General features: G+C 60.9%; 8 protein-coding genes. 3 read left to right on the plus strand and 5 right to left on the minus strand.

Going from position 1 to position 13,914, the window contains the following annotated elements:
• The first annotated feature begins 20 nt into the window (after nucleotides 1-20).
• Nucleotides 21-1,550, plus strand: a complete 1,530-nt coding sequence (locus tag JSV08_07720) for a GWxTD domain-containing protein (protein UCF80389.1) — start codon at nucleotides 21-23, stop codon at nucleotides 1,548-1,550.
• 115 nt (nucleotides 1,551-1,665) lie between these two features.
• Here the strand turns inward: JSV08_07720 and JSV08_07725 are convergent, their stop codons facing one another.
• Both JSV08_07725 and JSV08_07730 read right to left on the minus strand, forming a co-directional pair.
• On the minus strand, nucleotides 1,666-4,272 hold the full coding sequence (locus JSV08_07725) for a PBP1A family penicillin-binding protein (protein ID UCF80390.1): 2,607 nt from the start codon (nucleotides 4,270-4,272) through the stop codon (nucleotides 1,666-1,668).
• A 160-nt stretch (nucleotides 4,273-4,432) separates the two neighbouring features.
• The gene (locus JSV08_07730) at nucleotides 4,433-5,335 is read right to left on the minus strand and encodes a hypothetical protein (protein ID UCF80391.1); all 903 of its coding nucleotides are present in this window, start codon (nucleotides 5,333-5,335) and stop codon (nucleotides 4,433-4,435) included.
• Between the two features lie 286 nt (nucleotides 5,336-5,621).
• Here JSV08_07730 and JSV08_07735 point away from each other — a divergent pair, with 286 nt between their 5' ends.
• Complete coding sequence (locus JSV08_07735) at nucleotides 5,622-6,050, plus strand: helix-turn-helix domain-containing protein (protein UCF80392.1); 429 nt, start codon at nucleotides 5,622-5,624, stop codon at nucleotides 6,048-6,050.
• Between the two features lie 207 nt (nucleotides 6,051-6,257).
• Entirely contained in the window at nucleotides 6,258-9,470 is a 3,213-nt protein-coding gene (locus JSV08_07740) for a CRTAC1 family protein (protein UCF80393.1), read from the plus strand.
• Here the strand turns inward: JSV08_07740 and gabT (JSV08_07745) are convergent.
• From gabT (JSV08_07745) to JSV08_07755, 3 genes are all read right to left on the minus strand, one after another.
• Complete coding sequence (gene gabT, locus JSV08_07745) at nucleotides 9,436-10,776, minus strand: 4-aminobutyrate--2-oxoglutarate transaminase (protein UCF80394.1); 1,341 nt, start codon at nucleotides 10,774-10,776, stop codon at nucleotides 9,436-9,438. The two genes, JSV08_07740 and gabT (JSV08_07745), sit on opposite strands and share 35 nt — an antisense overlap.
• 18 nt (nucleotides 10,777-10,794) lie before the next feature.
• Nucleotides 10,795-12,135, minus strand: coding sequence for a 4-aminobutyrate--2-oxoglutarate transaminase (gene gabT / locus JSV08_07750; GenBank protein UCF80395.1), 1,341 nt, complete (start codon nucleotides 12,133-12,135; stop codon nucleotides 10,795-10,797).
• A gap of 237 nt (nucleotides 12,136-12,372) precedes the next feature.
• Nucleotides 12,373-13,845 carry an aldehyde dehydrogenase family protein gene (locus JSV08_07755; protein ID UCF80396.1) on the minus strand — a complete coding sequence of 491 codons (1,473 nt, stop codon included), beginning with the start codon at nucleotides 13,843-13,845 and terminating at the stop codon, nucleotides 12,373-12,375.
• Between the last annotated feature and the right edge of the window lie 69 nt (nucleotides 13,846-13,914).

Here is a 13,914-nt window from a genome sequence, read left to right on the forward strand (position 1 = left end):
CGGGATGTTTCCTGGCGGGTATGCCTTACGCTTCCTCGAAAGAACCCCAAATGCTCCTGGACTGCCTTAGGAACCTACCTGCGTATCAGGAAGACCAGGAGCTGCGGCGGCAGGTGCGCCATGTGAAAACCGATGAGAAGCGGCAACAAATCCTGGATGCGTTCTGGGCTGACCGTGACCCCACGCCCGCGACGCCTCAGAACGAGGCGCGCATCATGTACGAGCAGCGCTGCCAGGAGGCGCAGCGCGAGTTCGGCCGCACCGACGCGGGAGTCCTTTCCGACCGGGGCCGGGTATGGGTGCTGCTCGGGGAACCCGACGACCGCTTCACACCCTTCGAGCGCAGCCACATGTCGCCGGGAGGCTTCGACGTTGCCGTGAGCCGCGAGCGATGGGTGTACTACAACCTGCCCGACACCACCCTTGGCCCGCACTTCGAGGTGGAGTTCGTGAGCCGTGCGCACTCGCCGAGCTACCGGCTCGCCTCCCGCGTGTCCATCCTGGACGGCCCGGCGTCTTCCATCGCGACGGGGGCACTCCGCGAGATAATGGACCTGAGCCAAGCCGAGCAGGCGGCCACGGAAACCCCTGAGTCTGAAGTGACGCTCGACGGTCTCCTGCTACAAGAAAAGCCCCGGGAAGGGTTCCCCTTCAGCGAGCACGTGATGTTTCTGAAATCGCTCAAACCGGAAGATGCGGGCATCACGACGCTTCTTCTGACGGTGCGTGTCCGTCCGAAGGACCTCGCCTCGAAGGTGCCTCTCGAAAAGCTCGCGCTCACGGCGGCGACGCGCATACGCCTTGAAAAACCTCCCGAGCCGCCAGCACCCGCCGAAGACGACCCCTTCGCCCTCGCGGAGCCGGCACCTTCCGCCGAGGACGAAAAAGCCACCGGCTATGAATACGCCGAGCTCTTGCCCTATGCCAAAAACTCGCGGCTCAAAACGGCGCGGTACTTCCAGATCGCCCTTCCGTTCAAGCCCGGAAGCTACAGGGCTTTCGTCGGCGTCATGGAAGAATCGGAAAAGAAAAAAGCGAGCGTCAAAAAGCTTTCCCTCGAAGTTCCGTCCCTCGATCCGCCCTATCCCCAGATTTCCACGCCTGTTTTGGTGCGCGGAGGCGTCAAGACTCTCGGAGACGAAGAAGTCAAGGCCCTGAAGGCCAAGGGCAGCTTTACGCCGCTTATCATCGGAGGCAAGCATGTGGTGGTGCCCCGCTTCGACAACGTTTTATCCAAGAAGGCCGAGGACGCTCTCACCGTCTACTGCCAGGTCTACAACCCCAGGAGCGAAGAGTCAAGGGTAAACGCCCCGTACGATGTCGAGCTCCGGCGCGAGATTAAGATGAAGGACCAGCTGGTGTTTCAAAAACTTAAGCCCCAGAAAATCAACAAAGAGCCCCTTGTGGGAAATGTGTACCGCTTCAATATGCCCGCGGATCTTCTCGCTCAATATCCCGAGGGCTCCTACCGCTTCGAAATCGTCATTAAAGATACTTCCGACCCTTCCGAAACGGCCTCTGCGACGATCGAGTTCGAGCTAACCGAGTAACCAGCCGCCAGCCGTCAGGGATCGGCAACTAGGGGCCAGGAGTCAGCAGAAGGAAAAATTCTCGACCTGAGCTCCGATCCTTGGTCGCTGACCCCTGGCTCCTGACAACTGACCCCTACTGCACCACGGCCTCAACGGCGACCGGAATGCCGGCGAAGAGGCGGCTTCGCACACGGTTAATCTCGCGCCGAATTTCTTCTTCCCGTTTGGCTTCCTCCTTCGTTTTTTCTTCTTTTTCTTCCCCTTCCTCTTCTTCCTCTTCCTCGTCTTTTTCCTGAAGAGCATGAAAAAAGCGAAGCGTCTCGCTTGCGTGAGGCGCCTGGAGGGAAAGTGCCTTTGCGAAAAACGGAGCCTCGCCTGAAAGAACCGCCCTTCGCTGCTCTTTCCACGAAAACTCCAAGAGGCGGTGGGCGCTATCGGAGCAGATTTTCTGAGGCTCCGTGCCTTCGACGAAGGTTTCAAGAAAGATGTTCGCGCAGCGGCTTTCGAGCGTCGCCCGAAGGCCCGTTTTGGGATCCACGGGCACGCGCACCACACGGGGAGGGCGCTTGAGCTGAGACGGCTCGTCGCTACGGGCAAGCACTTTTTTCATAAACTCCATCCAGATGGGAAGCGCCACGCGCGCTCCCACCATCCCGCGTCCCACCGAACGCTTCGTGTCGTAGCCCACCCACACGCCCGCAGCCAAATCGGGCGTAAAGCCCACGAACCATGCATCGGTGTAGTCGTTCGTCGTGCCGGTCTTTCCCGCCACCTCTCCCCGAAGCCCCGAGGCGCGGTAGGCGGTGCCGCGCAACACCACGCCGCGCAGAACCTGGGCCATCACATAGGCCACCTCCGGCGAGATGACACGGCTGAATCGGGGAAAAAATTCCTCTATCTCCCCGGAAATGGGCGATTCAATCCGTGTGATCCAGTGCGGCGCCGCCCGGGCGCCACCGTTGGCAAACGAGGCGAAAGCGGAGACCATTTCCTCGAGCGTGGCCTCGCTTGCGCCCAAGGCGAGCGAAGGGTAGGGATGAAAGGGGCCGCGAAAGCCGAAGCGCTTTGCCGCGTCTATGAGCCGGCGGATGCCGACGCGGTTGAGGAGACGCACCGTGACGACGTTTCGAGAAAGCTCGAGCGCACGCCGAAGCGTGGTGATTCCCTTAAAGTCGCGTTCGTGGTTCTCGGGAAAATACGGAACGCCCGAGCCACGGTCGAAAAACACCGTGGGTTCGTCGAAGAGCACGTCAGAGGGGGTGTAGCCCTGTTCGAAGGCGGAGGCGTAGATGATGGGCTTGAATGCAGAGCCTGTCTGGCGGCGCGCCTGACGCGCCCGATTGAATTGGCTCTCCTCGAAGCGATAGCCGCCCACCATGGCGCGCACCGCGCCCGTGGCCGGGTCGATGGCGAGAAAGGCCCCCTGCACTTTGGGATCCTGCTCCAGAGCCGCTTGGAACGCTCCGTCCTTTGAAATGGACTCCACGCGGACAAGGATGATGTCGCCCCGCTTGAGAATTTTTCGGAAGTCGCGAGTCTTGGCCCAGGCCGCGCCGAAGCGGTCGAGCGTCCCCTCGCGCTCCCCAACGCGCAGGGTGACGCGGCCGCGCGCCGCATCAAGCACGAGCGCCCTGACGATGTCCCCTTCTTTTAGTTCCAATCCCCCGCCCCCCTTCAGCGGGGAAAGCGCTTTCCAAGAAGGATCTTCGTATGCGTCAAGCTCCATGGGCTCGGCCGAAACGTTTTCCTCTGGGCCGCGGTAGACGCCGAATTTCTTGTCGAGGGAGCGCAGACCGTCTTGAAGGACCTCCTCCGCCCAGCGCTGGAGTTCGGGATCCAGCGTCGTGCTGATGCGCAGGCCGCCACCAAAGATTTCCTCCGCGGAAAAACGCCGCGCCAAAGTTTTGCGCACTTCCTCGACGAAATAGTCCCCCGCCGTGACCTGCGGCGCACGCTTGCGCAGGGGGAGAGATTCTTCCGCAATGCGCTCGGCTTCTTCGAGAGATAGATAGTCCTCGCTCACCATGCGCAGCAGCACAATGCGTCTTCGGGCCAAGGCGCGTTCGGGATGCTTGAAGGGACTGTAACGCCCCGGATTCCGGATAAGGCCTGCAAGCATCGCCGTCTCGCCGATGGTGAGCTCCCTGGTCTCTTTGTCGAAATAGTAACCCGCTGCCGCCTCGAGTCCGTAGACGCCGCTTCCCATATAGACCTGGTTCGCGTAGAGCTCCAGGATGCGTTCCTTCGAATAGCGGCGCTCAATCTGGAACGCCAGCACGATATCCTGCACCTTGCGCCGCAGCGTCCGCTCCCGGGTGAGAAAGAGGACTTTGGCAAGCTGCTGCGTGATGGTCGAGCCGCCCTCCACGATGCTGCGGGCGCGCAGGTTGCGAATTAAGGCGCGCCCGATGCCCGCGAAATCCACGCCCCAGTGCTTGAAGAAGCGGGAATCCTCCGTCGCAATGACGGCCTCGATGAAGGGGCCCGGTATCTCGTCGTAGGGGATGAAGATGCGGCGCTCGGCCGCAAACTCATGAAGGAGCGAGCCGTCGGCGGCATAGACGTAGCTCGACTCCATGGGGCGGAAATTTTCCAAATCGCGCACATGGGGCATGTCCTGCAGGTACGTGAGGACAAAGCCCGTGGCGACCCCGGCTCCGAGCGCGAACAAAAGCAGCGCGGCAAAAAGCCATTTCCGCCGCGGAAGAAGAAGTCGCAAAGACCGGGCAAACGCAGACATTTACGTTGGAGCATAGCATGAAACCCCAGAAAATGCCCCCTTATGTGCCATTCCCGATAAGGCTTGCCCCCGAAGGTGCCTCTCCCGACCGGAGTTTGCTTGTCAACGGGCCCAGGGAGGGCGGCGGCAGGATTTGCCCCGGCGCGTCGGTCGGGTTGAACTATTCAATCGAGACGGAAGCAGGCACCACCAAGGTGACCGGCAGACTGGCGCGCGCGGCGGTCTTGGCGCTCACGTTCGTGAACGATAGGGTCGCGTCGCCCGGCGCAAGCGCGCGGAATTCTATGCGCATCACCGTGCCCGACCCGTTTACGCCCACGGTTTTCGAGAAGCGGGAGACACCCACAATCACAAGCCCCTTGTCCTGCCGGACTTTCGCTTGGAACGACGCTTGCTCGCCGTCCGAGGACATAAAGCCTCCGTCCTGCACCGTTACACCTTCGAGAAGGGCCGTAGGATAGTTCACGTAGAAACCGACGTACCCCAAATCCCGCACGCCCAAGGCAACCACCTCCACTATAAAGCTCTGTCCGGCCGAGACGGTTTCGGGTGCGCCCAGACTGAGTATAAACCCGGTCCTTGGTTGTTCTTCTTTCTCTTCATCCGAGAGAGGGAGTTTGCTTTTGGACGAGGAAGGCTCGGCCTCGCCCGGTTCTTTTTGGCCCGCGCCCCCCACCCCGCCGATGGCGCCTTGCCGGAGACCTCCGGCCGTGGTCTCGGTTCGGGAATCGCGCGTGGAATCGGCCGGAGAACCGTGTGCCGCGTGGCCCGTCCCGCGCGCCGCGGCGGCTCCCGTCCTTTCGAGCATCTCCATGGGGCCGACGACGAAAACCTCACCGTCGGCGACACCGACCTTCTGGATGCGCGCCTTCTCGACGCCGATCTCCCCGCCGACCGCAAGCTCAAAAATCATCCACTCACCCTCTTCGCGCACGTCGGAAATCAAGAGCTCGTGCCCGCTCTCAAAGCGCACGTACTGCTTCGCCGCTTTCGCTTCCTCGGCCCATGCGCCGAGCGCCGTCGCCGCAAAAACGAGCAATGCCAAGCCTACCGGTTTTCTCATGCCTTTAGGATACCGCAAACCGTCCCACATGCCAAGCGGCCTCGCCTTCGTCGCCGCCCCGGAATCCCCCCACCGCCGCCGCCAACACGCGTCGAGAAGCTTTTCTCATAAGATTATTACTCCATGTTAGCTTGAATTCACGGATTGCTATCGCATTATATACCTCTGTAAGCAAAAGGCGTGCTTATTTTATTCCGATTTTCCCCTTTCTTTTTTTCAACGTCTTGTGGTATAGTGTTGGTTCTCTAAAATACGAACCGTTCATCTCAATAAACAGGAGTCTGTCATGCCCGACGTCATCAAGGACGAGGTGAGAAGAATCGCCAGGCGGGAAATCAACGCAGCCGTCAAGCAACTTAAAAAAGATAACGCGCGACTGAAGAGAAGCAGCGCCGATCTCAAAAGGAGGGTGGCGCAACTTGAAAAAATTTCCGCCCGCTACAAGGCCACCCTGGCCCGCGTGGGGAAACAATCCCTTCAGGCGGACGAGAAGGCGCTCAGGAAGTTCCGGTTCCGGAAGGACACGGTCGCAACCCTGAGAAAGCGTCTCGGCGTCACCCAGGCGGAGCTTGCCGTGCTCGTGGGCGTCCACAAGCAGGCCGTGTACAACTGGGAGCATGGCACCACTCCCAAGGGGACACAGAAAGCCAAGCTTTTGGGGTTGCGCAGGCTTGGGGCGCGGCAGGTCCGGGAAATCCTGGAGGGAATGAAGTAGGGGAGGGTTTTCGGAGCGGCCACCGCTCAAGGGCCTGAAAACGAGGGCCCAGGCGAAACGACGCGGGAGACGGGGGAAAAGAGAGAAACTCCGAGTACTCAAAAGAGCGCTTTTTGCCGGGGCGGGAGACGTTCCCGCCGTTGACACGCGCAGATTTCCTTGCTACGATACAAGCGACTTTTACGGGTGAAAATTGGAAAAACAACGATGAACAAATCATCCTGCCTCGGGATCGCCGTTGCGCTTTTCTTCTTGCTCATACCCCAAGGCCTGAGCGGGCAAGCGAGTTCGGCGAAAACGGTGGACACCGCGGTCCCGGATGACACGCTGCAGGCCGATTTGTTCGAGATGGCGGACTTCGTGATCGAGCAGATCGGCCATCTCGAAACCGAGGAGGACGTTGTGTGCTGGTCCAGCTTCTGTAAGCTGGACAACTTCATCGCCCGCAAACCGCACTCCCCGAAAGCGGTGCTCGCCAAAATCCATTATATACAGATCCTTGCAGACCGGATCTGGGAAAAAGCCTCGCTGGCGGCCGAAGGACGCCACGTCACCCCCGAAGATCTCGCCTTCACCGCCGAGTTCGATTTCGAGGACAGCCCCGTGTCCATGGGCCCGGGGGCGGCGGAGACGTCTCGGGAAATCGGCTCCAAGGATTTTTCCGACTACCGCACGACGAGCGAGCGCTGGCGGATTCTCCTTTCGGTGATTCAAGACGCGGCGTGCGGTCTCGGCCTCTACAGGGACCGGCCCGTCCTTTTGAAGCCCCTCACCCGCGAAGCCGCCTTGGAGCTCTCGGCCGTCGTCTCGTCCCTATCGCTTGAGATGTTGAAGGAGGCCGCTCGAATCGCCTTCGAGGAAAAAATCCTCCTCGTGGACGGCTGGTGCGTCCACGAGGCCACCAAGAGCATCGAGAAACGGTATGGGCTGGAGGCCCCGCCGACCCCGGAGGGTGTGCCGACAACCGAAAAGAATTGGGTTTATCCCAGCAAGCTGGAGGACTGGCGCTCGCCGAGTCTCGAGAGTGCGCCGACGGAAAGCGCTCCCTCCGAGGCGCCCTTGGGAGAGAGGGAAAAGGAATTCCTTCACGAGTTGACGACGAAGATGATTCACCAGAAAATCCAGTCACTCAAAAAACACAACAAGGGCGCGGTCGAGGAAGACCTGGAGCAATTCATCAACAGCCTCTCGAGCATTCCCGTAACCTCGGAGGCCATTCGGTACCTGCTCCGAGAGCTTGAAGATTTTTTCATCTCCCTTAATTCCGCCTCGGCCAGCACCATGCTTCACGAGATCGAAGCCTACGAAAAGCTCAACCGGGCGCTGCCCCATAGTCTGCTCCTGAACGGCGACGTTGTTCTCACGTTCGGCCCGAAGCGCGGCACGCATCGAGAGTTTTTGGAAGCTCGGCGCGAAGAGGGAAGAGGCAAGAGCAAAAAAGTGACTCCAAGTGACATCACCACCGTGACCCTGATCGAGCGCGATATGGACTCGATGCGGGACAACGCGATCCACTGGAAAATCATGCAGGACGTATGGCTTGCGGGAAAAGGGAAGCCCCTGACGCCGTTTGCGGCCGAGTTCATCTCCGAGGCCGTGTCCGTTCTCGCGACGTACTATCTCGTGGAGGCTGAGAAACTGGCCGAGGCCGAGAACAAGACGGCCATCACCGACAAAGAGTTTTCGCGGCTTTCGGACTGGAAAGACCGCATCCTGCCGCCGGAAGTTCGTGGAACCTTATGGGACGAGAGACGGGCGTTGGAAAAGGCGGCCTTGCTCAAGGCCCATCGCGGTCCCTTGTTCAAGGACGTGACGCAGGCTTCCGGAATTGATTTCCTTCACGAATTGAACGCCAAAACCCTGGACATGAGCTTATCGAGGGTAGGCATGCCCAAGTTTAAAGTCGGCGGCACCGCCGTAGGCGACGTGGACGGCGACGGGCGGCTTGACGTTTATCTGGTCAGCGGAAATGATAACAAGCTCTACAAGAACCTCGGGGACGGCACGTTCCGGGACGTTACGGAAGAAGCCGGCGCGGGGGACTCGTCCCAAGGCATATACGCCTTGTTCGCCGACGTCGACGGCGACGCCGACCTGGACCTTTTTATCGCCAACGCCTTCGGGGTGTCCCGGTTGCTCGAAAACGACGGTGCGGGGCATTTCACCGACATCACGGCGAGGTCGGCCATTACGGCACCGCCGGTGCCCGGGATGGCCTTCTTCTTCGACTTCGACAAGGACGGCGATCTGGACATGTTCGTGAGCGGTTACGGCCCATGGGACAAAGCCATCAGCCCGACCCTCAGCGGTCGAAACGGCTACCCGAACAAGCTTTTCGAGAATCTGGGAGGCGCCCGCTTCGCGGACATCACGGAGAAAGCCGGCCTCGGAGACACGGGCTGGGGCCAGGCTGCGGCGGCGTTCGATTTTGACCAGGACGGAGACGAGGACATCTACGTGGCCAACGATTTCGGGGCGAATGAGCTCTTCGAGAATCTCGGGGATGGAACGTTTCGCGACATTTCCAAGAGGACGCTCTCCTACGACCGGGGCCATGGGATGAACGTAAGCTTCGTCGACGTGAACGGGGACGGCTTTTGGGACGTGTACGTCACGAACATCAGCATGTTTTCGAGAGACATCCGATACCGGTTTCCGCGCGACCAGACGAGCGGGAGCATCACGGACGCCATTCTTTACGGGATCCGGTACCTGGAAAGCAACCGCCTGTACGTGAACAAGAAGGGGAAGCTCTTCGTGGAAGAAGCCGATCTATGGTTCGAGCCCGGAACCCGCGGCTGGTCCTGGCAGGCAGGGTTTTTCGACTACGAGAACGACGGGGATGACGACATGTACCTGGCGAACGGCTGGAAGAGGGGAATGGGGGGCCCGGAAAGGAACCAGTTCTTTCTAAACCATAATGGATACTATTATCACATGGACACGGGCTCGCCCGAGTCCTTTCCCGGAGATAGCCGAAGCTTCGTGTACTTCGACATGGACGACGACGGGGACCTCGACTTGATCGTAAACAATTTTGAAGACAAGGCCAAGGTGTTTCGAAACGAGCAGAAGAGCCGGAACCGCTGGCTGAAGCTTCGCCTCCGGGGCGGGGCGGACAACCGAAACGGCGTCGGCGCCAAGATTACGGTTCGGGCGGGCGAGCTGGTCATGCGGAAACATGTGACGTGCGGCCTCGGCTACCTGTCCCAGGAGCCGGAAATTCTCCACTTCGGCCTCGGGCAAAACGACAGCGTCGACGAGATTCTGGTGGAGTGGCCGAACGGGACGCGCCGGGCGGTAAGTGACGTCGCGACCAATACGCTCCTGACCATTGAGCAGGAAGGCGGCGAGCCGGCAGCGGCCGCGCCTGCCCCTACGCCGACTAAGCTTGCCGCAGCCCGTCCTCCAGAACGTTAAGCCCCTCCTCGAGCTGCTCGGGCTCCATCACGAGCGGAATCAAAAAGCGAATAACGTTTCCGTACGTTCCCGCCGGAAGAACCACCACGCCGTGCTCGTAGCCGTGGCGGACGAGTCGGCCGGCCGCTTCGCGGTCCGGCTCCTTGCCCGCGCGGCTCTTCACGAACTCCACCGCCTGCATCGGGCCCATGCCCCGCACGTCCCCGATTCCAGGAAAGCTTTTCTTCCAGGCGCGGAGCCGCTTCTGCAGGATTTTTCCCAGCTCCTTCGAGCGCTTGAGCAGGGAGCCGTCCTCGAACATGTTCAGAACCTCGAGGGCCGAAGCGCACGCCAGGGGATTGCCGCCGTACGTGCCGCCGAGGGCGGCCGGCTCCACCGTGTCCATGAGCTCCGTCCGTCCGGTCACCGCGGATAGAGGCATCCCGCCGCCGAGCCCCTTGGCCGAAGTTATGATATCCGGCTCCACGCCCAGCTGCTCGCACGCGAAGAAGGTTCCCGTCCGCCCGAACCCGGTCTGGATCTCGTCTACGATAAAGACGATGCCGTGCTCGCGGCAGAAAGCCTGAAGTTTCTGGAGAAATTTCGCGGGAGCGGGGATGAACCCGCCCTCGCCCGCCACCGGCTCGATGATGACGCCCGCCACTTGGTCCGGGGAGATATCGTTGTTCACCATGTCCTCGAACTGGCGGAAGCATTCCTCCGCCACGAGGTCCGGGTCTCCTCCGTCCTCACCCGTTTGCGGCCAGCGGTAGACGTAAGGGTAGGGCGCGCGGTAGACTTCAGGGCAGAACGGGGCGAAGCCATGCTTGTATGGCTTGACCTTGGCCGTCAGGGTCATGGCCATGTAGGTGCGCCCGTGGAAGGCATGCTCGAAGCAGATGATCGCGGGGCGGCCCGTCGCGGTTCGGGCAACTTTCACGGCGTTTTCGACGGCCTCCGCACCCGAGTTCGCGAGCATCGTCTGCTTGGGGAAGGAGCCCGGTGTCAGGGCGCCCAACCGCTCGGCAACTCTTACGTATCCTTCGTAGGGCGTGACCATGAAGCACGGGTGCAGGAACCGGGCCGCCTGCTCCTGGACGGCGCGGACGACCCGCTCGGGGGTGTGGCCCACGTTGAGGACGGCGATGCCGGAGGCGAAGTCCAGGAGCTGGTTTCCGTCCACGTCCTCGATCATCACCCCGTGGGCTTTCGCCATAAAGATGGGCGTGAAATGAAACACGCCGCGCGCAACTTGCTTATTGTTCTCCTCCATCAGGGCCCGGCTTCGGGGCCCCGGCAATTCCGTTTTAAGCTTAATCACGCCCATGGGTAAGTGCTCCGCTCGCTACGTTTTCAGGGCTTGCAGTGCGGTTTCCAAGACATCGAGGCCCTCCTCTACCTGCTCCGGCTCTATCGTCAAGGGCATGAGCATGCGCACGATGCTGTCATACGTCCCCGCTGACAGGATCACCAGGCCGCGTTTATAACAATGGGTGAGGATTTTCCAGGCCGCTTCCCAGTCGGGCTCCTTGGTCGCGCGGCTTTTCACGATCTCCATCGCCTGCATGGTGCCGATGCCCTGCACGTTGCCGATGAACTCGTATTTGTCTTTAAAGGACAGAAGCCGTTTTCGCAGGGGCTCTTCCATTGCCCGCGCACACTTGAGCAGGGAGCCGTCCTCGAACATGTCCAGAACCTCAAGGGCCGACGCGCACGACAGGGGGTTGCCGGCGTACGTGCCGCCGATGCCTCCCACCCCGACCGCATCCATGATGTCGGCGCGCCCCGTCACCGCAGAGATCGGCATCCCGGCGCCGAGTCCCTTGCCCATGGTCACGATGTCCGGCTCGGCGCCCAGCCGCTCGCAGGCGAGAAGGGTTCCCGTCCGCCCGAAGCCCGTCTGCACCTCGTCGGCGATGAAGACGATGCCGTTCTCGCGGCAGAAGGCCTGAAGTTTCTTCAGAAATTTCACGGGGGCGGGAAGGAACCCGCCTTCGCCCTGCACCGGCTCGATGATGACGGCCGCCACCTGGCTCGCGTCGATATCGATGGCCACCATGTCCTCGAATTGACGGAAGCATTCCTCCGCCACGAAGTCCTCCTCCCCACCTTTCTCGCCCGTCCCCGGCCAGCGATAGAGGTAGGGGAAAGGCGCGCGGTAGACGTCCGGGCAGTACGGGCCGAAGCCGACCTTGTAAGGCAAGGCATGGGACGTAAGGGTCATGGCCATGTGGGGACGCCCGTGATAGGCGTGCTCGAAGCAGACGACGGCGGTCCTGCCGGTGGCGGCGCGGGCGATTTTGATCGCGTTCTCGACGGCCTCCGCGCCCGAGTTCACGAGCAGTGTCTTCTTGGGGAAGGGGTCCGGCGTCACGCGGTTCAGGCGCTCGGAGAGACGCACGTATCCCTCGTAGGGCGTGACGTTGATGCTCGCGTGCAGGAAGCGGGACGCCTGCTCCTGGACGGCGCGGACGATCCGCTCGGGGGCGTGCCCCACGTTAGTGACGGCGATGCCCGCGGCGAAGTCTAGGAGCCGGTTTCCGTCCACGTCCTCGAGCTCCGCTCCGTGGGCCTTCACCACGTAAATGTGCGTGTAACTGGCCACGCCGCGGGGGACGTACTTCTTACGCTCCGCATCAAGCGCCTTGCTGCGGGGACCCGGCAGCTCCGTTTTGAGCTTGATCATACGGGGACGCCTCCGAAGGAGTTAATAAACCGTGCCCTCGAAGAACACCGCGCCCTTCGTGACGCGTGCTTCCCCCGTTCCCCGGGGATGCTGTGCGTCTCGAAGGGCGCGGATGCTGATCGTCTCATATAGCTAACGGTCTAACAGCCCGTTCTTCTACCTCCTATATGCTCTGGGCGGTCCTAGCTTGGTCCGCTGCAGGCGGGATTCGACCATCGGCTTTCACCCGGTTTCGGCTTAGTAGTACCAGCCTATGCGGTTTTCGTCGAGGTTGAGGTTGACCTGCTTGACCTGCAGGTACTCGTCGATGCCGTACAGCCCGAGCTCGCGGCCGATGCCGCTCTGCTTGTAGCCGCCCCACGGCATCTCGTTGAACGTCGGGCCGAAGTGGTTGATCCAGATGATGCCCACCCGCAACTCGCGCATCATTTTTATAGCCCGGGGGAAGTTCTTCGACCAAATGCCAGCCGCAAGCCCGTACTCCGTGTCGTTGGCCATCGCGATGGCTTCCTCGTCGGTGCTGAACGGGGTGACACCCACGACCGGCCCGAACATTTCCTCCCGGTTGATGCGCATGTTGGCCGTGACGTTGTCGAAAATGGTCGGCTCGAAGAAGTTCCCTTTCTCGAACTCCTTGCCCGCCGGCCTCTTGCCGCCGCACACGAGCGTCGCGCCTTCCTTTTTGCCGATTTCGACGTAATCTTCGATAATCTTGAGCTGTTCGGGGGATACGAGGGGGCCCATTTTGACGCCGGGCTTCAAGCCGTGGCCGACCTTGATGGTGCCGATTTTGTCCTTCATGGCCTGGACCAGTTTCTTGTGGATGGATTTATGGACCAGCAGCTTGGAACCCGCCGAGCAGACCTCACCCTGGTTGAAGAAGGCGCCGAACAACGCACCTTCCACGGCCGCGTCGAAGTCCGCGTCTTCCAGGATGATGTTGGGGTTCTTTCCGCCGAGCTCCAGCGTGCACTTCTTCGTCGTTTCGGCCGCCGCGGCCATGACCTTGCGCCCGGTATCCGTTCCCCCCGTGATGGCGACTTTGTCTACGTCGGGATGGCCGGCGAGTAAGTTGCCTATTTTCCCTCCGGGGCCTGTCACGACGTTGATCACGCCGGGTGGAAAATCGATCTCCGACATGATTTTGGCAAGTTCGAGAACCGTAATCGGCGTGAACGACGACGGTTTCATAATGAGGGTATTGCCCGCGGCGAGGGAAGGAGCCAGTTTCCACGTCGCCATCAGCATCGGATAGTTCCACGGGACAATCTGTCCGCACACCCCGTAGGGCTCGCGCACCACCATGCTCCAGTGCATCGGGTCGGGCACGTCCATGGTCTCGCCGTGAATTTTCGTGGTAAACCCCGCGTAGAACTCGAAACAGTCGGCGGCGTCGCTTATGTCCGCCTCCGCTTCCGGATAGGGCTTGCCGTTGTTGCAAACCTCAAGCTCTGACAGCCTCTTGAGGTTCTTGCGTATGGCCTCGGCGACTTGGAGCAAGAGCTTGGTGCGCTGCATAGCGCCTGTTTTCCGCCAGGGTCCTTTGTCGAAGGCCTTGCGGGCGGCCTTGATGGCTTCCTCCATGTCCTCGACGCCGGCCTCAGGGACATGACCAAGGGATTCCCCGTTGCCCGTGTCGAGGATTTCTTTGGTCTTGCCGCTCTTGGCTTGCACAAGCTTGCCGTTGATCAGCATGTCATATTTCTTCATGCTTACTGTCTCCTTTTTCTGTTTTTGTTGCTATACAGAAGCTTTGCAGGCCGTACCCGCTCCGGGGGT

It is taken from the genome of Acidobacteriota bacterium, assembly GCA_020349885.1.
Classification (GTDB): Bacteria; Acidobacteriota.